Annotated in this window: 24 protein-coding genes and 1 tRNA gene (1 of these 25 running past the window's edge); 18 read left to right on the plus strand and 7 right to left on the minus strand. The window is 69.9% G+C overall.

What is annotated here, in order from left to right; translation table 11 throughout:
- Positions 1-71: 71 nt before the first annotated feature.
- The 4 genes from HCU73_RS11655 (at position 72) to HCU73_RS11670 (ending at position 4,177) form a co-directional block, all read left to right on the plus strand.
- Positions 72-2,048, plus strand: a complete 1,977-nt coding sequence (locus HCU73_RS11655; RefSeq protein ID WP_168623628.1) for an AMP-binding protein — start codon at positions 72-74, stop codon at positions 2,046-2,048.
- On the plus strand, positions 2,045-2,299 hold the full coding sequence (locus HCU73_RS11660; RefSeq protein WP_168623629.1) for a hypothetical protein: 255 nt from the start codon (positions 2,045-2,047) through the stop codon (positions 2,297-2,299). Before HCU73_RS11655 ends, HCU73_RS11660 begins: the two co-directional genes overlap by 4 nt.
- Positions 2,300-3,121: an ABC transporter ATP-binding protein gene (locus tag HCU73_RS11665; RefSeq protein WP_168623630.1), complete on the plus strand. Its 822-nt coding sequence runs from the start codon at positions 2,300-2,302 to the stop codon at positions 3,119-3,121.
- 69 nt (positions 3,122-3,190) lie between these two features.
- Entirely contained in the window at positions 3,191-4,177 is a 987-nt protein-coding gene (locus tag HCU73_RS11670) for a branched-chain amino acid ABC transporter permease (protein ID WP_168623631.1), read from the plus strand.
- Between the two features lie 30 nt (positions 4,178-4,207).
- On the opposite strand, the gene HCU73_RS11675 is transcribed toward HCU73_RS11670, so the two are convergent.
- On the minus strand, positions 4,208-4,426 hold the full coding sequence (locus tag HCU73_RS11675) for a hypothetical protein (RefSeq protein WP_168623632.1): 219 nt from the start codon (positions 4,424-4,426) through the stop codon (positions 4,208-4,210).
- A 266-nt stretch (positions 4,427-4,692) separates the two neighbouring features.
- Between HCU73_RS11675 and HCU73_RS11680 the strand changes: the two genes are divergently transcribed.
- From HCU73_RS11680 to HCU73_RS11705, 6 genes are all read left to right on the plus strand, one after another.
- On the plus strand, positions 4,693-4,938 hold the full coding sequence (locus tag HCU73_RS11680; RefSeq protein WP_168623633.1) for a hypothetical protein: 246 nt from the start codon (positions 4,693-4,695) through the stop codon (positions 4,936-4,938).
- Positions 4,939-5,042: 104 nt separating this feature from the next.
- On the plus strand, positions 5,043-6,116 hold the full coding sequence (locus tag HCU73_RS11685) for an ABC transporter permease subunit (RefSeq protein ID WP_168623634.1): 1,074 nt from the start codon (positions 5,043-5,045) through the stop codon (positions 6,114-6,116).
- Positions 6,117-6,193: 77 nt separating this feature from the next.
- Positions 6,194-7,471 carry an ABC transporter substrate-binding protein gene (locus HCU73_RS11690; protein ID WP_168623635.1) on the plus strand — a complete coding sequence of 426 codons (1,278 nt, stop codon included), beginning with the start codon at positions 6,194-6,196 and terminating at the stop codon, positions 7,469-7,471.
- Positions 7,472-7,626: 155 nt separating this feature from the next.
- Positions 7,627-8,487 (plus strand): ABC transporter ATP-binding protein, encoded by an 861-nt coding sequence (locus HCU73_RS11695; protein WP_168623636.1) that lies wholly within the window; start codon positions 7,627-7,629, stop codon positions 8,485-8,487.
- Entirely contained in the window at positions 8,487-9,671 is a 1,185-nt protein-coding gene (locus HCU73_RS11700) for a phenylacetate--CoA ligase family protein (RefSeq protein WP_168623727.1), read from the plus strand. Before HCU73_RS11695 ends, HCU73_RS11700 begins: the two co-directional genes overlap by 1 nt.
- A gap of 79 nt (positions 9,672-9,750) precedes the next feature.
- On the plus strand, positions 9,751-11,403 hold the full coding sequence (locus tag HCU73_RS11705) for a peptidoglycan-binding domain-containing protein (RefSeq protein ID WP_168623637.1): 1,653 nt from the start codon (positions 9,751-9,753) through the stop codon (positions 11,401-11,403).
- Between the two features lie 113 nt (positions 11,404-11,516).
- Here HCU73_RS11705 and ykgO read toward each other — a convergent pair whose 3' ends face one another.
- Together ykgO and HCU73_RS11715 are read right to left on the minus strand one after the other, a co-directional pair.
- Positions 11,517-11,642, minus strand: a complete 126-nt coding sequence (ykgO, locus tag HCU73_RS11710) for a type B 50S ribosomal protein L36 (protein WP_168623638.1) — start codon at positions 11,640-11,642, stop codon at positions 11,517-11,519.
- A gap of 104 nt (positions 11,643-11,746) precedes the next feature.
- Positions 11,747-11,821 (minus strand) — tRNA-Val (locus tag HCU73_RS11715).
- 166 nt (positions 11,822-11,987) lie between these two features.
- Between HCU73_RS11715 and HCU73_RS11720 the strand changes: the two genes are divergently transcribed.
- A complete protein-coding gene (locus HCU73_RS11720; RefSeq protein ID WP_168623639.1) occupies positions 11,988-12,845 on the plus strand; it encodes an N-formylglutamate amidohydrolase in 858 nt (285 codons plus the stop codon).
- The gene (locus HCU73_RS11725) at positions 12,842-13,216 is read left to right on the plus strand and encodes a hypothetical protein (protein WP_168623640.1); all 375 of its coding nucleotides are present in this window, start codon (positions 12,842-12,844) and stop codon (positions 13,214-13,216) included. Before HCU73_RS11720 ends, HCU73_RS11725 begins: the two co-directional genes overlap by 4 nt.
- 91 nt (positions 13,217-13,307) lie before the next feature.
- Here HCU73_RS11725 and HCU73_RS11730 read toward each other — a convergent pair whose 3' ends face one another.
- Entirely contained in the window at positions 13,308-14,561 is a 1,254-nt protein-coding gene (locus HCU73_RS11730; RefSeq protein ID WP_168623641.1) for a DNA polymerase IV, read from the minus strand.
- A gap of 96 nt (positions 14,562-14,657) precedes the next feature.
- Here HCU73_RS11730 and HCU73_RS11735 point away from each other — a divergent pair, with 96 nt between their 5' ends.
- The 3 genes from HCU73_RS11735 (at position 14,658) to HCU73_RS11745 (ending at position 16,246) form a co-directional block, all read left to right on the plus strand.
- Positions 14,658-14,954 carry a DUF6958 family protein gene (locus HCU73_RS11735; protein WP_168623642.1) on the plus strand — a complete coding sequence of 99 codons (297 nt, stop codon included), beginning with the start codon at positions 14,658-14,660 and terminating at the stop codon, positions 14,952-14,954.
- A 120-nt stretch (positions 14,955-15,074) separates the two neighbouring features.
- A complete protein-coding gene (locus HCU73_RS11740; protein ID WP_168623643.1) occupies positions 15,075-15,962 on the plus strand; it encodes an SPFH domain-containing protein in 888 nt (295 codons plus the stop codon).
- Positions 15,962-16,246, plus strand: a complete 285-nt coding sequence (locus HCU73_RS11745) for an NfeD family protein (protein WP_168623644.1) — start codon at positions 15,962-15,964, stop codon at positions 16,244-16,246. The genes HCU73_RS11740 and HCU73_RS11745 overlap by 1 nt, the downstream gene beginning before the upstream one ends.
- Here the strand turns inward: HCU73_RS11745 and HCU73_RS11750 are convergent, their stop codons facing one another.
- Positions 16,247-17,002, minus strand: a complete 756-nt coding sequence (locus HCU73_RS11750) for a hypothetical protein (protein ID WP_168623645.1) — start codon at positions 17,000-17,002, stop codon at positions 16,247-16,249. It abuts the gene before it with no gap.
- 55 nt (positions 17,003-17,057) lie between these two features.
- Positions 17,058-17,747, minus strand: coding sequence for an orotidine-5'-phosphate decarboxylase (gene pyrF / locus HCU73_RS11755; protein ID WP_168623646.1), 690 nt, complete (start codon positions 17,745-17,747; stop codon positions 17,058-17,060).
- A gap of 303 nt (positions 17,748-18,050) precedes the next feature.
- Here pyrF and clpB point away from each other — a divergent pair, with 303 nt between their 5' ends.
- A complete protein-coding gene (clpB, locus tag HCU73_RS11760; protein ID WP_168623647.1) occupies positions 18,051-20,666 on the plus strand; it encodes an ATP-dependent chaperone ClpB in 2,616 nt (871 codons plus the stop codon).
- A gap of 165 nt (positions 20,667-20,831) precedes the next feature.
- On the opposite strand, the gene HCU73_RS11765 is transcribed toward clpB, so the two are convergent.
- Positions 20,832-21,311 (minus strand): fasciclin domain-containing protein, encoded by a 480-nt coding sequence (locus HCU73_RS11765; protein WP_168623648.1) that lies wholly within the window; start codon positions 21,309-21,311, stop codon positions 20,832-20,834.
- A 300-nt stretch (positions 21,312-21,611) separates the two neighbouring features.
- Between HCU73_RS11765 and msrP the strand changes: the two genes are divergently transcribed.
- Both msrP and msrQ read left to right on the plus strand, forming a co-directional pair.
- Entirely contained in the window at positions 21,612-22,517 is a 906-nt protein-coding gene (msrP, locus tag HCU73_RS11770; protein WP_168623649.1) for a protein-methionine-sulfoxide reductase catalytic subunit MsrP, read from the plus strand.
- Positions 22,518-22,521: 4 nt separating this feature from the next.
- Positions 22,522-22,768, plus strand: the 5' end (the start) of a protein-coding gene (msrQ, locus tag HCU73_RS11775; protein WP_168623650.1) for a protein-methionine-sulfoxide reductase heme-binding subunit MsrQ. The gene runs 392 nt beyond the window's last position; the window shows 247 of its 639 coding nt (coding positions 1-247); its start codon is at positions 22,522-22,524; the stop codon falls past the right edge of the window.

A 22,768-nucleotide genomic window follows, 5' to 3' on the forward strand; every position in this document is an offset into this window, starting at 1 on the left:
GGAGTCGCCTGCCCCAAGACGGGCGCGCCGTGGACGCCGGGAAGAGGAGCCCGGCGAAGGGAGGGAAAGCATTGGCCCAGAAAGACGCGCCCCAGGGTGTGCCGCAATCCGTGCCTGCGCTTCTGGCGCGGAACGTGGCGCAGTTCGGTTCCAAGCCCGCCTACCGGGAGAAGGAGCTGGGCATCTGGCAGAACTGGAGCTGGGCCGAGGCGGCCGAGGAAATCGACGCCATGGCCCATGGCCTGCTGGCGCTGGGCGCGAACCGCGGCGATTACGTCGCGGTGATCGGGCGCAACCGCCCGGCGCTCTACTGGTCGATGGTGGCCGCGATGAAGGTCGGCGCGATCCCGGTGCCGCTCTACCAGGATTCGGTCGCCGAGGAGATGGCCTACGTGCTGGAGCACTGCGGCGCGCGCTTCGTCGTCTGCGGCGACCAGGAACAGGTCGACAAGGTGATCGAGGCGCAGGAAACCCTGCACCACATCGAGCACATCCTCTACCTCGACGCCCGCGGCCTGCGGAAATACGACCATTCGCGGCTGCACGCGCTCAAGGACGTGCAGGCCGAGGGGCGCGCGGCGCGGGAGCGGTTCGCGGCCGAGCTGAAGGCGCGCGAGGCGGAGCTGGATTTCGACTCGACCTGCGTGATGCTCTACACCTCGGGCACGACCGGCAAGCCCAAGGGCGTGGTCCTGTCGAACCGCAACATCATCCTGACCTCCAAGGCGTCGTCCGAGTTCGACCGGCTGGATCCCCATGACGAGGTGCTGGCCTACCTGCCGATGGCCTGGGTGGGCGATTTCATCTTTTCCATCGGCCAGGCCTACTGGACCGGATTCTGCGTGAACTGCCCCGAATCGGCCGACACGATGATGACGGACCTGCGCGAGATCGGGCCGACCTATTTCTTCGCCCCGCCGCGCGTGTTCGAGAACCTGCTGACCAGCGTCATGATCCGCATGGAGGACGCGGGCGCGATCAAGCGGCGGTTGTTCCACCATTTCCTCGCCCACGCGAAGGTGGTGGGGCCGAAGCTGCTGGACGGCAAGCCGGTCGGTGCGCTGGACAAGCTGAAATACCAGCTGGGCAACCTGATGGTGATCGGGCCGCTCAAGAACGCGCTGGGCATGAGCCGGGTGCGCGTGGGCTACACCGCCGGCGAGGCGATCGGGCCCGAGATCTTCGATTTCTACCGCGCGCTCGGGATCAACCTGAAACAGCTCTACGGCCAGACCGAGGCGTCGGTGTTCATCACCCAGCAGCCCGACCACGAGGTGCGGCCCGACACGGTCGGCGTGCCCTCGCCCGGGGTGGAGCTGCGGATCGCGGACAACGGCGAGGTCTACTACCGCAGCCCCGGCGTGTTCGTGGAGTATTACAAGAACCCCGAAAGCACGGCCTCGACCAAGGATGCCGAGGGCTGGGTCGCCACCGGCGACGCGGGCTTCATCGAGCCCGACACCGGGCATCTGCGGATCATCGACCGGGCCAAGGACGTGGGCAAGATGGCCGACGGCAGCCTGTTCGCGCCGAAATACGTGGAGAACAAGCTCAAGTTCTTCCCCAACATCCTCGAGGCGGTCGTGTTCGGGAACGGGCGCGACTACTGCACCGCCTTCATCAACATCGACCTGACGGCCGTGGGCAACTGGGCCGAGCGCAACAACATCGCCTATGCGTCGTACCAGGAACTGGCCGGGCATCCGAAGGTGCTTGAGACGATCCAGTCCCACGTCGAGGAGGTGAACCGCAGCGTCGCCGCCGACCCGATGCTGTCGGGGTGCCAGGTCCACCGCTTCCTCGTGCTGCACAAGGAGCTGGACGCCGACGACGGCGAGCTGACCCGGACCCGCAAGGTGCGCCGCCGGATCATCGAGGAGAAGTTCGCCGACCTGATCGACGCGCTCTATTCCGGCAAGGCGCGGCAATACACCGAGACCGAGGTGACCTACGAGGACGGCCGCAAGGGCAAGATCAGCGCCACGCTGGAGATCCGCGACGCGGCCACGATGGCCGAGCGCGCGCCGGCCAAGGTGGCTGCGGAATGACCATCGCCGCGGTCGTCCTGTTCCTCCTCGGCTTCGCGGCCAGCTGGGTCGCGGGGCGCTACGTGGCCACGGGCGCGGCGGCCCTGCAGGGCGGCGCGATCGGGGTCTGCGGGGTGGCGGCGCTGTTGTTCGGGATGCCGCAGGTCTGGGAGGACAGCCTGATCTGGGCGCTGGTGGCGCTGCTGGTCTACGGGCTGATCGGGGCGCTGATATTCCGGTCTGGGCAGGCCGCACGGGAAAGGGCGAAGTAGATGCTGGATGCCTCGCAGGACGGCTACACCACCGCGGACGGCCGCAGGATCGGCGGCGTGGTGATGGAGATGCGGAACATCACGCTGCGGTTCGGCGGCGTGGTGGCGATCAAGGACATCAGCTTCGACATCCGCGAGGGCGAGATCCGCGCGATCATCGGGCCGAACGGCGCGGGCAAGTCGTCGATGCTGAACGTGATCTCGGGCTTCTACAACCCGCAGGAGGGCGAGGTGATCTACCGCGGCCAGAAGCGGCCGCCGATGAAGCCCTACCAGGTCGCCCGCCAGGGCATCGCCCGCACCTTCCAGAACATCGCGCTGTTCGAGGGGATGACGGTGCTCGACAACGTGATGACGGGCCGCCTGAACCACATGAGCGCCAGCATCTTCGACCAGGCCTTTTGGTGGGGCAAGGCGCAGCGCGAAGAGGTCGAGAACCGCAAGAAAGCCGAGGAAATCATCGACTTCCTCGAGATCCAGCACATCCGCAAGACGCCGGTGGGCCGGCTGCCCTACGGGTTGAAGAAGCGGGTGGAGCTGGCCCGCGCGCTGGTGAGCGAGCCGTCGATCCTGCTGCTCGACGAACCGATGGCCGGGATGAACGTCGAGGAGAAGGAGGACATGAGCCGCTTCGTCCTCGACGTGAACGACGAATACGGCACCACCATCGTGCTGATCGAGCACGACATGGGCGTGGTGATGGACCTATCCGACCGGGTGGTCGTGATGGACTACGGCAAGAAGATCGGCGACGGCACCCCCGACGAGGTGCGCCGCAACCAGGAGGTCATCGACGCCTACCTTGGGGTTGCCCATGACTGATCCCGCCCGTCACCGCCCGTACACAGCCCGTACACCGCGCGTACACACGCCGAGCCAGGGAGGCCGCGCATGCCCGACCAACTGATTTTCGCGATGGAGGTCACACTGAACGGCCTCCTGAACGGGGTGATGTATGCCCTCGTGGCGCTCGGCTTCGTGCTGATCTTCAAGGCGTCGGGCATCTTCAACTACGCGCAGGGGGTCATGGCGCTGTTCGCGGCGATGACGCTGGTGGGCATCCAGCAGGGGCGCGTGCCCTTCGGCCACCTGATCAACGAGATCTTCGGCACCGACATCCACTATTTCGGCTGGGAGGTGCCCGCGCTGCTGGCCATCCTGCTGACGGCGCTGGTGATGATCGCCTTTGCCTGGGCGGTGCAGCGGTTCGTGTTCAAGCACCTTGTCGGGCAGGAGCCGATCATCCTGTTCATGGCCACCATCGGGCTGGCGTATTTCCTGGAAGGCACGTCCGACCTGATGTGGGGGTCCGAGATCCGCAACATGGATGTGGGCCTGCCGCAGGGCATCAACGACGCCATCGACAGCGCGACCTTCGACATCTTCGGCTACGGCTTCTTCATCGACAACCTCGACATCTCGGCCGCGATCATCGCGGCGGTGCTGGTGGCGGCGCTGATCGCCTTTGCCCAGTACACCAAGCAGGGCCGTGCCATGCGCGCGGTGGCCGACGACCACCAGGCCGCGCTGAGCGTCGGCATCAAGCTGAACTACGTCTGGGTGCTGGTCTGGTCGCTGGCGGGCATCGTGGCGCTGGTGGCGGGGATCATGTGGGGCTCGAAATCGGGGGTGCAGTTCAGCCTGTCGCTGATCGCGCTCAAGGCGCTGCCGGTGCTGATGCTGGGCGGCTTCACCTCGATCCCGGGGGCCATCGTGGGCGGCCTGATCATCGGGGTGGGCGAGGCGCTGTTCGAGTTCTCCATCGGCCCGATGATCGGCGGCGCGACCGAGAACTGGTTCGCCTACGTGCTGGCGCTGGTTTTCCTCGTGTTCCGGCCGCAGGGCCTGTTCGGCGAGAAGATCATCGAGAGGGTATGAACCGATGCAGGGTCTTCGCCGTTCCGCCCGTCACGACTGCGCGCCGCTGGCCACGCTGCCCAGGAACAGCAGGCTGAGCAGCATGGCGTTCATCCCCAGCGCCACCACCGTGATGGCGAGGTCGGTGGGCACGCCGCCGAACACGACCAGCCCCGCGGTGCAGAACAGCGTGGCGATGGAGATGCCGAGGATCGAGCCGAACAGGGCCCGCAGCACGACCGTGAGCACGGCCAGGGGAAACAGGAGCACGCGGCGGGCAGGGCCCGGCTGTGCGGAGGGAGTGTCGGCCGGGGTCATGCGTGGCCTCTTCGTCTGTTTGATCCGGTCAACCGTATTTAACGAAGAAGGTTTCATTCGGGCGGAATCAGGGCGGACCCGGGCCCGGCCGGCCGCGAAAGTTGCTGACGCGCCGCACGCTCTGGTGCAGAGTGACCGGCAGCGGACAGGTATGGCAGATCCGCGCGGGCCCCGGCGGGGAGGGTCGGACCCGCGCGCATGGCGGAGGAACGTTGCCCATGGCACTGGACGACCTGCAGCAGCCGAACATCGGCACACCGGATTTCGCCCGCGGCGCATCGACGGCGATGCGCAAGACTTGGGCCATCGTGACCACCATCGGATTTGCGCTGTTCTGGGTCGCGGGGCTGTTCCTGGCGGCCAGCCTGGTGGGCGGGCAGCCGATGCACTGGTCCATGCCGGTGTTCTGCGCGGCGGGGCTGGCGCTGGGCCTGTACGGCCGGCGCAAGGTCGAGGCGCGCTGAGCGCCGCCGCGGCGCGCACACATCATCGAGATCACCGCACGTCATCGCGGGCGCCTGCGCCCCGCGGTGCCGGCGCGCGTGCGCACATGCTGGGAGGGTAAGCCGTGTTCTACCGCGAGGCGGGCGATTTCAAGACGTCCTACACCGACGACAGCCAGACCTTCCCGATCAAGTTCGACCGCTACCGCTACTACGTGGTGCTGCTGGTGGGGCTGGGGGTCATCCCCTTTCTCATCAACGACTACTGGGCGAACTCGATCCTGATCCCTTTCCTGATCTACGCCATCGCGGCGATCGGGCTGAACATCCTGACGGGCTATTGCGGGCAGGTGTCGCTGGGCACGGGCGGCTTCATGGCGGTGGGGGCCTTCACCTCCTACAAGCTGATGACGGCGTTTCCGTGGATGGACATGGTGACGGTCACGATCCTGTCGGGGGCGATGACCGCGATGGTGGGGGTGGCCTTCGGCCTGCCGTCGCTCAGGATCAAGGGTTTCTACCTCGCGGTGGCGACGCTGGCGGCGCAGTTCTTCCTCGTGTGGATGTTCAACAAGGTGCCGTGGTTCTTCAACTACTCGGCCTCGGGGCAGATCAACGCGCCCGAGCGCACGCTGCTCGGCGTGGCGGTCACGGGGCCGAACGCGGAGGCCTGGGTGAAGTACCTGTTCTGCTTTGCCTTCGTCTTCGTGCTGGCCTGGATCGCGCGCAACCTGACGCGCGGGTCGATGGGCCGGCAGTGGATGGCGATCCGCGACATGGACATCGCGGCCGAGATCATCGGGGTGAACCCGCTCAGGGCCAAGCTGATGGCCTTCGCGGTGTCGTCCTTCTACGTGGGCATCGCCGGGTCGCTGTTGTTCACCGTCTATCTCGGCGCGGTCGAGGTGGGGTCGGCCTACGGCATCCAGAAATCCTTCCTGGTGCTGTTCATGATCATCATCGGCGGGCTGGGGTCGATCTTCGGCAGCTTCGCGGGCGCGGCCTTCATGGTGCTGCTGCCGGTGCTGCTGCGGAACCTGATGGACAGCACGGGCCTCGATTCGGCCATCGCCACCCATTTCGAATTCGTCATCGTCGGCGCACTGATCATGTTCTTCCTGATCGTGGAGCCGCATGGCCTGGCGCGCCTCTGGGCGCTGGCCAAGGAGAAGCTGAGATTGTGGCCCTTCCCGCATTGACGGGCCACCAGAACGAGAAACCCGGAGCAGAACCGGGGCATGAGACAATCGGATCAACCCTAGGGAGGACAACCCCGATGAAGAGACTTGCAACCCTGGCCCTGGCCGGCGTGCTGACCGCCGGGACCGCCGCGGCGGACCTGGTGATCCCCGACCTGCATTACCGCACCGGCGCCTATGCCGCCGGCGGCATCCCGTTCTCGGACGGCTACCAGGACTACTTCAACCTGCTGAACCAGCGCGACGGCGGCATCGGCGGCGAGATGGTGCGCATCGTCAGCTGCGAGACCGCCTACGACACCGAGCGCGGGGTGGAGTGCTACGAATCGACCAAGGCCGAGGGCTCGCTGGTGTACCAGCCGCTGTCGACCGGCATCACCTACCAGCTGATCCCGCGCGCCACCGCCGACGGCATCCCGCTCCACACCATGGGCTACGGGCGCACCTCGGCCGCCAACGGCGACGTGTTCAGCCACGTGTTCAACTACCCGGCGAACTACTGGGACGCCGCGAGCGTGATCATCAACCAGCTGCTGGAGGAGAACGGCGGCTCGCTCGAGGGCAAGTCGATCACGCTGCTGTATCACAACTCGGCCTATGGCCGGGAGCCGATCCGCACGCTGGAGACGCTGGCCGCGCAGCATGGCTTCACCCTGACCCAGATCGCCGTGGACCACCCCGGCCAGGAGCAGGGCAACCAGTGGCTGCAGATCCGGCGCGAGCGCCCGGACTACGTGGTCATGTGGGGCTGGGGCGTGATGAACCAGGTCGCCATCCAGGAGGCCGTGAACATCCGCTTCCCGATGGAGAACTTCATCGGCAACTGGTGGGCCGGGGCCGAGCATGACGTGGCGCAGGCCGGGGCCGCCGCCGCGGGCTACCGCTCGCTCAACATGAACCGCCTGGGCGACATGCCGGTGTTCGACGAGATCCGCGAGTACGTCCATGGCCGGGGCCTGGCCGCCGGCGACGGCAGCAACGTGGGCTCGGTGCTCTACACCCGCGGCATGTACGCGGCGATGCTGGCCGCCGAGGCGATCCGCACCGCGCAGGAGATCCACGGCGTGGCCGCCATCACCCCCGCGATGATGCGGGACGGGATGGAGGCGCTGGTGATGACCAACGCGCGCATGGAAGAGCTGGGGATGCCGGGCATCGGCCCCGAGTTCGCGGTGACCTGCGAGGATCACGGCGGCACCGGCATGGCGATCATGCAGCAGTGGGACGGCAGCCAGTGGGTGACCCTCACCGACTTCGTCGCGCCCGACGACAGCGTGACCCAGCCGCTGATCGACGAGGACTCGGCCGCCTTCGCCGCCGAGAACAACATCGCCAGCCAGTGCGGCGACAGCTGACCTGACCCAACCCCGGCGGCGGCGCGGGCCGTCGCCGCCGGGACTTGCGTATTTTCGGAAAGATGAAGGACGGGGCGCGCCGGACCGGGCCCGTTAACCTTAACCCGATGTGACCGGGCCCCGTGGGGGGCGCGGGCGAGGAGGAGAGCCGCAAGATGCTGGACCAGCCTGCCGAGACCCATGGCGAGGGCGTGGCGCCCGAGTTTCGGGACGTCGAGACGCTGCTCGAGGTCAACAACATCGAGGTGATCTACAACCACGTGATCCTGGTGCTGAAGGGCGTGTCGCTGAAGGTGCCGAAGGGCGGCATCACCGCGCTGCTCGGCGGCAACGGGGCGGGCAAGACGACGACGCTGAAGGCGATTTCCAACCTGCTCCATTCCGAGCGCGGCGAGGTGACCAAGGGGTCGATCCTGTACCGCGGCGAGCCGGTGGCCGCGCTGACGCCGTCCGACCTGGTGGACCGGGGCGTGATCCAGGTGATGGAGGGGCGGCACTGCTTCGAGCACCTGACCGTCGAGGAGAACCTGATGACCGGCGCCTACACCCGCAAGGACGGGAAGGGCGCGATCGCGGCGGACCTGGAGATGGTCTACGACTATTTCCCGCGGCTGAAGGAGCGGCGGACGAGCCAGGCCGGCTATACCTCGGGCGGCGAGCAGCAGATGACGGCGATCGGGCGGGCGCTGATGAGCCGGCCCGAGACGATCCTGCTGGACGAGCCGTCGATGGGCCTTGCGCCGCAGCTGGTGGAGCAGATCTTCGACATCGTGAAGCGGCTGAACGAGGAGCAGGGGGTGACCTTCCTGCTGGCCGAGCAGAACACCAACGTGGCGCTGCGGTTCGCCCATTACGGCTACATCCTCGAATCGGGCCGCGTGGTGATGGACGGGCCGGCGAAGGACCTGCGCGAGAACCCGGACGTGAAGGAATTCTACCTCGGCATGTCCGAGGAGGGCCGGAAGAGCTTCCGCGACGTGCGGAGCTACCGGCGCCGCAAGCGGTGGTTGAGCTGATGCTGGACGAGAACCTCAAACATTACGACGCGCTGGAGACCCGGAGCGCGGATGCGCGCGCCGCCGACCAGCTGGCGCAGCTGCAGGGGCAGCTGGCGCGCAACGGCGTGCCGCCGGTGGCGTCGCTGGACGAGCTGAAGGACCTGCCCGTGCTGCGCAAGTCGGAGCTGGTGGCGCGGCAGGAGACCGAGCCGCCCTTCGGCGGGCTGCCGGTGTCGAACCTGGCCCACGTGTTCCAGAGCCCCGGGCCGATCTACGAGCCGGGCGGCGTCAGCCACGACTGGTGGCGGATGGGCCGGTTCCTGCACGCGGTGGGGATCGGGCCGGGCGACATCGTGCAGAACTGCTTCGGCTACCACCTGACGCCGGCCGGCATGATCTTCGAGAACGGGGCGCGGGCGGTGGGGGCGGCCGTGCTGCCCGCCGGCGTGGGCCAGACCGAGCTGCAGGTGCGGGCGGCCAAGGACGTGGGCTGCACCGCCTATGCCGGGACGCCGGATTACCTGAAGGTGATCCTCGACAAGGCCGACGAGCTGGGCGTGAAGCTGGCCTTTGCCCGCGCGGCGGTGGGGGGCGGGGCGCTGTTCCCCTCGCTGCGCCAGTACTACGCCGACCGCGGCATCGCCTGCCTGCAGTGCTATGCCACCGCCGATCTCGGCAACATCGCCTACGAGAGCCCCGCGATGGAGGGGATGATCGTGGACGAGGGCGTGATCTTGGAGATCGTGCGCCCCGGCACCGGCGACCCGGTCGCCCCGGGCGAGGTGGGCGAGGTGGTGGTGACCACGCTGAACCCCGATTACCCGCTGATCCGCTTCGCCACCGGCGACCTGTCGGCCGTGCTGCCCGGGGTCAGCCCCTGCGGCCGGACCAACCTGCGCATCAAGGGCTGGATGGGCCGCGCCGACCAGACCACCAAGATCAAGGGCATGTTCGTGCGCCCCGAGCAGGTGGCCGAGTTCGTCGCCCGCCACGCCGAGGTCGCCCGCGCCCGCGTCGTCGCCACCCGCGAGGGCGAGATGGACGTGATGACCGTGCAGGTCGAGGCGGTGGGCGTCGATGTCGGCCGGCTGGCCGACAGCGTGGCGGCGGTGATGAAGCTGAAGGGCCGGGTCGAGATCGTCGCGCCCGGCAGCCTGCCCAACGACGGCAAGGTGATCGACGATCAACGAAAGTATGACTGAGGCGGGACCCCCGGTTATCGGTTAACCGGGCGCGGCGTGCTAGGCAGCGGGCAGAGACGACACTGACCGGAGGCTTGCCATGCGTGCCCTTGTTTCCCTTGCCCTTGCCGTGCTGGCCGCGCCCGCGGCCTGGGCCGATACCGCGCTCCTGATCGCGAATACGCGCCACGATTCGGCGCAGACCCTGCGTTATGCCGGCGAGATCGCGGCGCTGGAGCGGCCGCTGTCGCAGGCGGGTTTCGACGTGATCGTGGTCGAGAACGGCACGGCCGAGGCGCTGCGGGCCGGGGTTTCGGCGCTGCTGGCCGCCGACGAGACCGAGCGCGTGCTGGTCGCGGTGGCGGGGCACGTGGTGCGGTCGCAGCGCGGCACCTGGGTGCTGGGCACCGATGCCGACACGCCGGACCTGGCCACCGTGGGCGGGCAGGGCATGGCGCTGGACGTGCTGCTGGAGATCGCGGGGCGCGCGCCGGGCCGGGCGCTGGTGCTGGTCGGGCAGGAGCCGCGGCGGATCGACCTCGGGCCGGGGCTTGCGCGCGGGATGGGGCCGGTGGAGGCGCCGCAGGGGGTGACCGTTCTGAGCGGGGCGCCCGACGACCTGGCCGACCTGGTGCTGGGCGTGGCGCTGCGCCCCGGCGCGGACCTGGCGGGCGCGGTGGCGTCGTCGCGCGACCTGCGGAGCCACGGCTTCCTGTCGCCGGCGCTGCCCTTCCTCGGGGCGCTGGACACGGCGCCCGCGGGGCCGGCGGCGCCGTCGGCCGAGGAGGCCGCGCTTTGGGCCGCGGTGCAGGAGCTGAACAGCGTGGGCGCCTACCGCGCCTACCTGGAGCAGTATCCCGAGGGCGCCTTTGCCGCCGAGGCGCGCGCGGCCGTGGCGGGGCTCGAGGCGCAGCCCTTCGACCCGCTGGTGGCCGCCGAGGCGGTGGAGACGGCGCTGGGGCTGAGCCGGGCCGCGCGGCAGCAGATCCAGCGCGACCTGACGCTGCTCGACTTCGACACGCGGGGGATCGACGGAATCTTCGGCCGCGGCACGCGGGGCGCGATCCGGGCCTGGCAGGAGGTGCGGGGCTTCGAGGCGACCGGCTTCCTGACCGGGCCGCAGATCGGCGTGCTGCGCGAGGCCGCGGTGCAGCGGGCCGCGGAGCTGGAGGAGGAGGCGCGGCGCCGGGCCGAGGCCGAGGCGCGGGCCGACCGGGCGTTCTGGCAGGCGATCGGCGAGGGGGCGGACGAGGCGGGTCTGCGGGCCTATCTGGAGCGCTACCCGTCGGGGCAGTTCGCGGCGATCGCGCGGGCGCGGCTGGATGCGATCGAGGCCGAGCGGCGGGCCCAGGCCGAGGCCGCCGAGCGCGCGACCTGGGACGCGGTGCGCCAGCGCGACACGGTCGAGGCCTACCGGCGCTACCTGAGCGACTACCCGCAGGGGCTGTTCGTGGAGATGGCCCGCGCGCGGATCGCCGAGCTCGAATCGGGCCTGAGCCCGCAGGAGCAGGCGCAGGCCGAGGCGCGGGAGGCGGCGCTGAACCTCGCGCCGCAGATGCGCGGACTGGTCGAGCAGCGGCTGGCGGCGATGGGGCTGGACCCGGGGCCGGTCGACGGGGTCTTCGACGTCCGCACGCGGCAGGCGATTCGCGCCTACCAGCAGGCCCGCGGCATCCCGGCGACGGGGTATCTGGACCAGCTGACGGTGGTGCGGCTGCTGGCCGAGGCGATCGGCGGGCGGATCTTCGACTGAGGCGGGGGGGCGGGCGGGTCGCGGCCCGCCCGGCCGCCCGGCCGCCCGGCCTGACCGCGCAACGAAAAAGCCGCCCCGGGGGGCGGCTTTTCACGTCGATCGGTGCGGCCGGTTCAGCCCTGGCGGGCCTTGTAGCGGCGCTGGGTCTTGTTGATCACGTAGACCCGGCCCTTGCGGCGCACGACGCGGCAATCGCGGTGGCGCTGCTTGAGCGAGCGGAGCGAGTTCTTGACCTTCATCGGTCCTCTCCTTCGTCGCGGCGCGGCGATGCGCCTGTGAAATCCCGTGGCCCCCTGCGGGGCCGGTTCATCTGGCGCCAGCCTTTTCTGCGAAAGGCGTGGCATGGTGGGCGGTACTGGGATCGAACCAGTGACCCCTACGATGTCAACGTAGTGCTCTACCGCTGAGCTAACCGCCCGGACCCGCGAGGCCAACACGATGGATCACGAGCCGCACGGCCCGAGCCCGGCGCCCGGCCGCTTGGGTGACGGGTCTATAGAAGGATTGGCATGGGGGTTCAAGAGCTTTTGGCTTGGCGCGAAATGCCGCTATATCTGAGCGCAGGAGACCCGACCGGAGCGCGCATGCACCCTGCCTTCCGACTAGACCGGCCGCACGAGCTGTTGACGCCCGTGGTGGTGGCGTCGCCCCATTCCGGGCGTCATTATCCCGCGTCCTTCCTGCGCCAGACGGTGCTGGACGAGCGCGCGATCCGGTCGTCGGAGGATGCCTACATGGACCTGCTGGTCGAGGCGGCGCCGCGGCTGGGGGCGCCGCTGCTGGCGGCGGAATACCCGCGCGCCTGGCTCGACCTCAACCGCAGCCCCGAGGAGATGGACCCGGGCGTGGTCGACGGGGTGGGGCGCGTGGTGCAGACGCCGCGGATCTCGTCGGGGCTGGGGGTGATTCCCCGCGTCGTGGCGAACGGGCGCGCGATCTACCGGGGCAAGCTGACCCGGGCCGAGGCCGAGGCGCGGATCGCGCAGGTCTGGCGGCCCTACCACGCCGCGCTGGACGGGCTGATGGCCGAGGCGCAGGCGGCCTTCGGCGAGGCGGTGCTGCTGGATTTCCACTCGATGCCGCACGAGGCGCTGGACAGCGTGTCGCGCCCCGGCCAGCCGCGGCCGGAGGTGGTGCTGGGCGACCGTTTCGGCGCCTCGGCCGCGGGCGAGGTGCTGGACGCGCTGGAGGACGGGTTCCTGTCGGAGGGGCTGACGGTGGTGCGCAACGCGCCCTTCGCCGGGGCCTTCGTGGCGCAGCAGTACGGCAGGCCCGCGCGCGGGCGCCACGCGGTGCAGGTGGAGATCGACCGGTCGCTCTACATGAACGAGCGGCTGGTGCGGCCGAACGCGAATTTCGACACGGTGAAGCGGATCCTGACCTCGGTGATCGACCGGGTGATCGCGGCCCGGCCGGGGCGGGTGCCGCTGGCGGCGGAATGACCACGCCGCTGGGCCTGTTGTTCCTTGTGAAGATCGTCGTCACGGCGCTGGGTGTCGCGGCGCCGCTGCTCGTCGCGCCGACGGCGCTCCTCGCCCGGGTGGCGGGGGTGGCTGACGCCGGGCCGCTGTTCCGGCTTTACGGGGTGGCGATCCTGGCACTGCTGGTGGGCTACGGCTTCGGTCTGGCCGATGTCGCGGCCGGCCGGCTTCCGGTGGGTCTGTTGTGGGTGGCGGTGGTCAGCAACCTGGGCGCGGCGGCGGTGCTGCTGCGGATGCGCCCGCTGCCGATGCGGGCGGCCGGCGTGCTGTTCGGGCTGATCGGTCTTGGGGCGGGGCTGGGGCTGCTGCTGCCTGGCGTGATGCTGGGCTGAGGCGGTGCAGGGGGGCCAGCCCCCCGTCGCCTTTGGCGACTCCCCCCGGAGTATTTCCGAAGCATAGATGCGGTGGGTCGGGGCTTTCGGGTCAGCGCAGCGCGCGGCCCTTGAGGATCGCGTCCTCGCCGAAGCGGGCGCGGATAGCGTCGGTGGCGCGTTCGGCGGCGATGCGGCGGGCCTCCTGCGGGTCGAGGAGGTTGCCCGAGCGGTCGGCGGTGTCGGCGGGGACGAGGTCGGAGAGGCCGACGCCGATCAGGCGGTAGGGGCGCGGGTGGTCGGCCTGGTCGTAGAGCGCGCGGGCGGCGCGGTAGATCCGGTCGGCTATCTGGGTGCCGTCGGGCAGGGTCTGGCGGCGGGTGACGAGGCGGAAGTCGTCGCGCTTGAGCTTGAGGGTGACGGTGCGGCCCGCCAGCCCCTTGGCCTTGGCGCGGTCGGCCACCTTTTCGGCCAGCCGCCAGATGTGGCCGTCCAGCAGGTCGGGGTCGGCGATGTCGTCGGAAAAGGTGGTCTCGGTCGAGATCGACTTGACCGCGCGGTCGGGCGAGACGCGGCGGTGGTCCTCGCCGCGGGCGAGGTGCCAGAGCCGGTCGCCCATGGCGCCAAAGCGCGCCTGCAGGTCGGCGCGGTCCCAGCGGCGGAGGTCGGCGAAGGTGCGGATGCCGACCTTGTCGAGCGACGCCTGCCCGGCCTCGCCGATGCCCCAGATCATGCGCACGGGCTTGTCGCGGAGGAAGTCCATCGTCTCGGCCTTGCCGATCACGGAGAAGCCGCGGGGCTTGTCGAGGTCGGAGGCGAGTTTCGCCAGGAACTTGTTGTGGCTGAGGCCGATGGAGCCGGTGATGCCGAGCTCGGCCTGCATCCGCTTGACCAGGCGGGCGAGAAGGACGGCGGGGGCCGCGCCGTGCAGCCGGGCGGTGCCGGAGAGGTCGAGGAAGGCCTCGTCGAGCGACAGGGGCTCGATGGCGGGGGTGAGGTCCTGCATCATGGCGCGGATCTGGCGCGAGACGGCGGCGTAGACGTCCATCCGGCCTTTCACGACGACGGCCTCGGGGCAGAGTTTCAGCGCCTGGAACATCGGCATGGCCGAGCGCACGCCCTTGATGCGGGCGATGTAGCAGGCGGTGGAGACGACGCCGCGCCGGCCGCCCCCGATGATGACGGGCTTGTCGCGGAGGGCCGGGTTGTCGCGTTTCTCGACCGAGGCGTAGAAGGCGTCGCAATCCATGTGGGCGATGGAGAGATCCCACAGCTCGGGGTGCGACGTCAGGCGCGGGCTGCCGCAGGCGGGGCAGCGGCGTCCGGTGTCGAAGGCGTGCAGGCAGTCGCGGCAGAGGGCGGGCATGGTGCGCAGGATAGGCGCTTTGCCGCGGGCGCGGAAGCGGGCGCTGTGCAGGCGCAGCATCTGTGGCAGGATGGGCGGAGCCAGGGAGAGTCGCCCATGGACCGGGACCAGACCGTGGATTGCAGGGGCCCCGAGGGGGCCGTCACGCCGATCGCGGCGTGGAAGGTGGAGATGCTGCGCAAGGCCATCCTGCACGCGGTCGACCGGGCGGGGCCGGGCGGCCTGCCGCTGGCCGAGCTGGCGGGCGCGGTGCGGGCGCGGCTGTCGGCGGGCGACCTGGCGCGGCTGGGCGCGCTGGGCTGGCACTGCACCGCGGTGCGGCACGAGATGGAGGCCGCGGGCGAGATCGTCGCGGCAAGGGACGGCGGCGCGCCGCGGCTGCGGCGGAGCTGAAGGGGGGAGGCCGGGTGGGGAATTCCCCCGCCCGGCGGCGTCATTTTGGTGTAGCTTTGCGGTCCGGCCCCCCGCATACCTTGCGCCATGAAGCCCGAGGACCAACAGACGAGTGTACCGATGGAAGACCTGATCGCCACGCTGGTGGGCGGGAATCTCGTGATTCTCCTGCTCGCCCTCTTCATCATCCTCTGCATCTTCCTGGCCATCCGCATCGTGCCGCAGTCCGAGCAGCACGTGGTGGAGCGGTTCGGCCGGCTGAAGTCGGTGCTCGGACCGGGGATCAACTTCATCGTGCCCTTCCTCGACCGGGTGGCGCACAAGGTGTCGATCCTGGAGCGGCAGCTGCCGACCGCCAGCCAGGACGCCATCACGCTCGACAACGTGCTGCTGGTGGTCGAGACCAGCGTGTTCTACCGCGTGCTGGAGCCGGAAAAGACGGTCTACCGCATCCGGGACGTGGACGCGGCCATCGCCACCACGGTCGCCGGCATCGTGCGCGCCGAGATCGGCAAGATGGAGCTGGACGAGGTGCAGTCGAACCGCGCCAGCCTGATCACGCGGATCAAGGAAAGCGTCGAGGGCGCGGTGAACGACTGGGGCATCGAGGTGACGCGGGCCGAGATCCTCGACGTCGGTCTCGACCAGGCGACGCGGGACGCGATGCTGCAGCAGCTGAACGCCGAGCGCGAGCGCCGCGCCGCGGTGACGCGGGCCGAGGGCCAGAAGCGGGCGGTGGAGCTGGCGGCCGACGCCGAGCTCTACGCCGCGCGGCAGCAGGCCGAGGCGCGCCGGGTCGAGGCCGACGCCGAGGCCTATGCCACCGGCGTGGTGGCCGAGGCCATCGCGCGCGGGGGTCTCGAGGCGGTGCAGTACAACATCGCGCTGGAGCAGGTGAAGGCGATCGCGCAGGTCGCCAAGGGCCAGGGCAGCCAGACGATCATCGTGCCGGCCGACGCGGTGGATGCCTTCGGCAAGGCGTTCCAGATGCTGAAGGGGCGCGGCTGATGTGGGCCGAATGGTGGGTCTGGGGCGCGGCGGCGGTGGTGCTGGCCATCGGCGAGGTGATCCTGCCGGGCTTCGTCCTGCTGGGCTTTGCCGCAGGGGCGGCGGTGGTGGCGCTGCTGCTGCTGGTGGGCGGGCCGCTGGCCGTCTGGCTTGCGGGGTCCTGGCCGCTGCTGGCGCTGGTCTTCGCGGTGGTGTCGCTGGTGGCGTGGCTGGTGCTGCGGCGCTGGGCGGGCGTCTACCGGGGGCAGGTGCGGACCTTCGACCGCGACATCAACGACAACTGATTACTCGGCCGATCCCGCGATGCGGAAGCCGAGCGGCCGGGTCAGGGCGTGGCCCTTGACCAGCCAGGCGACGGCGAAGGCGAGGACGCCGGCGGTTTCCACCCAGAAGATGTAGTTCACCGCGCGCATCTGGTCCTTGAAGGGGAGGGCGAGATAGGCCAGCGCGGCGAGGATCGCGGCGATCAGGATGCCGCCGCAAATATAGTAGGTCAGGTGTTCGAGGCTGAGGGCCGGGCCGCCGTCGGGCCGCCGCCGCCCGCCCATCGGGAACAGCACGAGGCAGAACCACGCCAGCGCGAGGAAGAACACCGCCGCGCAGGCGAAATGCAGCGGCCCGGTCAGGAAATGCAGCCCGGTCAGGAGCGTGGGGTCGGGCAGGGCGCCGGCGCAGGCGCCGGGCGTGCCCCCCGCGAGGCAGCGGGCATGGGCCGGGTCGGCGCCCGCGGGCAGGAAGGCGACCCCGAGCGCGGCCAGCCCGGCGATGATCGAGGTGGCCCGGTCGCCCAGAGGGAAGATCGCAGGCCGCGCCCGGTAGCCGCGGTAGGACAGCAGGAACACCCCGATGGCGGTGAGGCAGCCCACGAACACGTCGCCCATGGCCGTGTAGTAGAATTCCGAGATCGAGGGCTGCATCCGCCCGGCCCCGGATTGCCCGTAGGCGTAGAGCGCGACGGGCAGGATCAGGCCGAGCAGGCCGATCCCCTGCCGCACGGCGAGGAAATGGAGATCAAGGCGGGGGTCATCGTCACGCAGCATGGCATCCTCCGGCGTCGGGCGCGCGGAGGATAGCACGGATCGCGCCGGGGTGGGGTCAGGGCAGCTCGGCCAGGATCGCCCGCGCGGCGGCGCGCGGGTCGGGCGCCTGCCAGACAGGGCGGCCGACGACGATGTGGTCGGCGCCGTCGGCGATGGCGGCGGCAGGGGTGGCGATGCGCTTCTGGTCACCCGCGTCGCTGCCGGCGGGGCGGACGCCGGGCGTGACGATCAGGCGGCCCGCGGCCTCGGGCAGCGCGCGGATCAGGGCGGCCTCGTGCGGCGAGGCGATGACGCCGTCGGCCCCGGCCTCGAAGGCGCGGGCCGCGCGGGTGGCGACGATGTCGGCCATGTTGCCCGGCACGATCAGGTTGGCGTCGAGGTCGGCGCGGTCGTTCGAGGTCAGGATCGTGACGGCGAGGATCTTGAGCCCCGTGCCCGCCGCGCCCTGTTTCGCGGCGCGCACCACCTGCGGGTCGCCGTGAACGGTGAGGAAATCGAGGTCGTAGGCCGCGATCCCGCGCACCGCCTTTTCCACCGTCGCGCCGATGTCGAAGAACTTCATGTCGAGGAAGATGCGCTTGCCGTGGTCCTGCTTGAGCTCGTTGGCGAGCGCGAGGCCGCCGCCGGTCAGCATCCCCAGCCCGATCTTGTAGAACGAGACCGCGTCGCCGATCCGCGCGGCGAGGTCCAGGCCCTGCAGGGCGTTGGCGACGTCGAGGGCGACGATCAGGCGGTCATCGGACATGGGGCTGGCCTTTCGGATGCGAGGGTCGCCCGTTCCTAGGGGGGTGCGCGCCCGCTGTCCATCGGGTCGGGGGGCGCCGGCACAAAGGGAGGCGCCCCCCTGCGCGACCAGAACACACGCGGCCGCGCGGTCCGTTGTGACAAATCCTGAACATTCCGCCTAGGGGAATGTTGCCGCGCTTTCCCTCGCCCGTGACTTGCAGGGCGAGGCGCCGCTTCCCACATGGATGGTCGAGGCCCACGGGCCGCCATGCCGCGATGCCGGGTGGTGGCCGAACCGGGCGCTTGCGAGAGGAGAGACGACATGAACTTGGAGAAGTTCACGGACCGGGCGCGCGGGTTCCTGCAGGCCGCGCAGACGATCGCCCAGCGGGAGGACCACCAGAAGCTGGCCCCCGAGCACCTGCTGAAAGCCCTGATGGATGACGAACAGGGGCTGGCCGCGACGCTGATCAAGCGGGCGGGCGGCGCGCCGGAGCGCGTGCGCGAGGCGCTGGAGCTGTCGATGCGCAAGCTGCCCAAGGTGACGGGCGACGCGGGCCAGATCTACATCGACAAGCAGACCGCCAAGGTTCTGGACGAGGCCGAGAAGATCGCCAAGAAGGCCGGCGACAGCTTTGTCGCGGTCGAACGCATCCTGACCGCGCTGGCCGTGGTCACGAGCCCGGCGCGCGAGGCGCTGGAGGCGGGCGCGGTGAACGCGCAGGCGCTGAACGCCGCGATCAACGATCTGCGCAAGGGCCGCACGGCGGATTCGGCCGGGGCCGAGGACAGCTACGAGGCGCTGAAGAAATACGCCCGCGACCTGACCGCGGCGGCGCGCGAGGGCAAGATCGACCCGATCATCGGGAGGGATGAAGAGATCCGCCGCGCGATGCAGGTGCTGAGCCGCCGGACCAAGAACAACCCGGTGCTGATCGGGGAGCCCGGCGTCGGCAAGACTGCCATCGCCGAGGGCTTGGCGCTGCGGATCGTGAACGGCGACGTGCCCGAGAGCCTGCGGAACAAGACCCTGATGGCGCTCGACATGGGCGCGCTGATCGCGGGGGCGAAGTATCGCGGTGAGTTCGAGGAGCGGCTGAAGGCCGTTCTGGGCGAGATCACCGCCGCGGCGGGCGAGATCATCCTGTTCATCGACGAGATGCACACGCTGGTGGGCGCGGGCAAGACGGACGGGGCGATGGACGCCGCGAACCTGATCAAGCCGGCGCTGGCCCGCGGCGAGCTGCACTGCGTGGGCGCCACCACGCTGGATGAATACCGCAAGTACGTGGAGAAGGACGCGGCGCTGGCCCGCCGGTTCCAGCCGCTGCTGGTGGAGGAGCCGACGGTGGAGGACACCGTATCGATCCTGCGCGGCATCAAGGAGAAGTACGAGATGCACCACGGCGTGCGCATCTCGGACGCGGCGCTGGTTGCGGCCGCCACGCTGTCGCACCGCTACATCACCGACCGTTTCCTGCCCGACAAGGCGATCGACCTGGTGGACGAGGCCGCCAGCCGCCTGCGGATGGAAGTGGACAGCAAGCCCGAGGAGCTGGACGCGCTCGACCGGCAGATCCTGCAGATGCAGATCGAGGCCGAGGCCCTGAAGAAGGAGGACGACCAGGCCTCGAAGGACCGGCTGCAGAAGCTGGAGAAGGACCTGGGCGATCTGCAGCAGCAGTCGGCCGAGCTGACCGCCAAGTGGCAGGCCGAGCGCGACAGGCTGGACTCGGCCCGCACTCTGAAGGAGCGGCTGGACCACGCCCGCGCCGAGCTGGAGCAGGCCAAGCGGAACGGCGACCTCGCGCGCGCGGGCGAGCTGTCCTACGGCGTGATCCCGCAGCTGGAAAAGGAGCTGGCCGCGGCCGAGAGCCAGGACGAGGACGTGCTGGTCGAGGAGGCCGTGCGGCCTGAGCAGATCGCGGGCGTCGTCGAGCGCTGGACCGGCGTGCCGGTGTCCAAGATGCTGGAGGGCGAGCGCGAGAAGCTGTTGCGCATGGAGGACGAGCTGGGCCGCCGGGTCATCGGCCAGATGCAGGCGGTCAGCGCCGTCAGCCGCGCGGTGCGTCGCGCGCGGGCCGGCCTGCAGGACGAGAACCGGCCGCTGGGGTCGTTCCTGTTCCTCGGGCCGACCGGTGTCGGCAAGACCGAGCTGACCAAGGCGCTGGCGGAATACCTGTTCGACGACGACCAGGCGATGGTGCGGATCGATATGAGCGAGTTCATGGAGAAGCACTCGGTCGCCCGGCTGATCGGCGCACCGCCCGGCTATGTCGGCTATGACGAGGGCGGGGTGCTGACCGAGGCGGTGCGGCGCCGGCCCTACCAGGTGGTGCTGTTCGACGAGGTCGAGAAGGCGCACCCCGAGGTGTTCAACGTGCTGTTGCAGGTGCTGGACGACGGCATCCTGACAGACGGGCAGGGGCGCACGGTCGACTTCAAGCAGACGATCATCGTGCTGACCTCGAACCTCGGGTCGCAGGCTCTGAGCCAGCTGCCCGACGGGGCGGACGCGGCCGCGGCCAAGCGCGACGTGATGGAGGCGGTGCGCGCCCATTTCCGGCCCGAGTTCCTGAACCGGCTGGACGACATGATCGTCTTTGACCGGCTGACCCGCGCGGACATGGACGGGATCGTGAAGATCCAGCTCAAGCGGCTGGAGAAGCGGCTGGCGCAGCGGAAGATCACGCTGGAGCTGGACGACGCGGCGATGTCGTGGCTGGCCGACGAGGGCTACGATCCGGTGTTCGGCGCGCGGCCGCTGAAGCGGGTGATCCAGCGGTCGCTGCAGGACCAGCTGGCCGAGGCGATCCTGGCGGGCGACATCCTCGACGGCAGCACGGTCAAGGTCCATGCCGGGGTCGACGGGCTGATCGTGGGCGACCGCGTGGCGCCGTCGAACCGGCCGAAGCCGGGCGATGCCGTGGTGCACTGAGCGCGCGCGGACCGGCGAGACAGGGGAAAGGCGGGGCGTGGCCCCGCCTTTTCCGTTTCGGGGGGGGGCGCGCGAACGAACAACGCCCCCGGCCTGGGGCGCGGGGGCGTTGTCTGGTCCGGGGTGCCGGGGGCGGGGAGGCGCCCCCGGCGGCATGGCCCGGGATCACATCGGCGGCAGGATGACCTTGTCGATGACGTGGATGACGCCGTTCGACGCCTCGATGTCGGCGGTCACGACGGACGCGTCGTTGATCATCACGCCGCTGTCGAGATCGACGGTGATCTCGCCGCCCTGCACGGTCGCAGCCATCATGCCGTCGGTCAGGTCGGTCGACATCACGGCGCCGGGGACGACGTGGTAGGTGAGGATCGCGATCAGCTGGTCACGGTTCTCGGGGAGGAGGAGGCTTTCGACGGTGCCCTCGGGCAGCGCGGCGAAGGCTTCATCGGTCGGCGCGAAGACGGTGAAGGGGCCTTCGCCCGACAGGGTCTCGACCAGGCCGGCCGCTTCGACGGCGGCGACGAGGGTGGTGAAGCTGCCGGCGCTGACGGCGGTTTCCACGATGTTCATGCCGTGGCCGCCGGCGAAGGCGGGCGCGGAGAGGGCGCTGGTGGCCGCGAGGGCAAGGATGGTCTTCCGCATGGGGTCGTCTCCTTCATGACTGTGGGTGCGAGGGGCTGTGCCCTCGTCCCGCCGTCAGATGGCCGGGGGAAAAATCGTTTCAACCGAAGCGGATTTCCGCCGGGCGGCTTGACGGCGAGGGGCGGCTGCCTAAGCCGCGGCGGCCCCGCGTTTCCAATCAAAGGGCCGTGACAACATGTGAGAGGACGTGACCGGCGGCGGCCCCGCGGCGGCAAACAGTTTCGTGAAAAGCCATGTCATCGCTTGGGCCGGGGGCCATATCCGGGGCAAGCTGATGGCGCCGCGACGAAGGAGACACGCATGGCCCGCCGCTATACCTCGGATCTCACCTGGGACGACGTCACGCCCAAGGCGCTCTACATGAACCGGCGCCAGATCATGTCGGGGGCCGGCGCGATGCTGGGGGCCGGGCTGATCGGCGGGGCCGCGCAGGCGCAGGGCGCGCTGGAGCCGAACAGCTGGGAAGAGATCACCACCTACAACAACTACTACGAGTTCGGCACCCGCAAGGAAGACCCGGCGCGGAACGCGCACACGCTGACCACCTCGCCGTGGGAGATCGTGATCGACGGGATGGTCGACAACCCCGGCACCTATTCCTTCGAGGAGATCGTCGCGGGCCAGACCATCGAGGAGCGGATCTACCGGTTCCGCTGCGTCGAGGCCTGGTCGATGGTCATTCCGTGGAACGGGTTCGAGCTGGCCGACCTGCTGGAGCGGGTGGGGGTGCAGGACGGCGCGCGCTACGTCGCGTTCGAGACCGCGCTGCGGCCCGACGAGATGCCGGGCGTGCGGCTGCCGGTGCTGGACTGGCCCTACCGCGAGGGGCTGCGGCTGGACGAGGCGATGCATCCGCTGACGATCATGGCCACGGGCATCTACGGCGAGACGATCCCGAACCAGAACGGCGCGCCGATCCGTCTGGTGGTGCCGTGGAAGTACGGGTTCAAGTCGATCAAGTCGATCGTGCGGATCACCCTGACCGACGAACAGCCCCACGCGACTTGGAACGCGACGCAGCCCGACGAGTACGGCTTCTATTCCAACGTGAACCCCAACGTGAATCACCCGCGCTGGTCGCAGGCGACCGAGCGGCGGATCGGCGGCGGGCTGTTCGCGTCGCGGCAGGACACGCTGATGTTCAACGGCTACGAGGCCGAGGTCGCGGCGCTTTACGAGGGCATGGACCTGGCGGAGTTCTTCTGACCCGATGGCGGGGCCGTCCGACATCGCGCCGCGGGCGCCCCTGACGGCCCGCGTGAATCAGGCGCTGCGCCGGGTCCCGGCGTGGACGCTCTATATAGTGGGGGCTGGCTGGGGCGGCTGGCTGTTCTGGCTGGCGGCCACCGGGGGCCTCGGGGTGGAGCCGATCGAGGCGCTGGAGCACCGGTACGGCGAGCTGGCGCTGCAGCTCATGGTGGCGGGGCTGGCGGTGACGCCGCTGCGCCAGCACCTGG

The organism is Roseicyclus persicicus (assembly GCF_012395815.1).
GTDB classification, from domain to species: Bacteria; Pseudomonadota; Alphaproteobacteria; order Rhodobacterales; family Rhodobacteraceae; genus Roseicyclus; species Roseicyclus persicicus.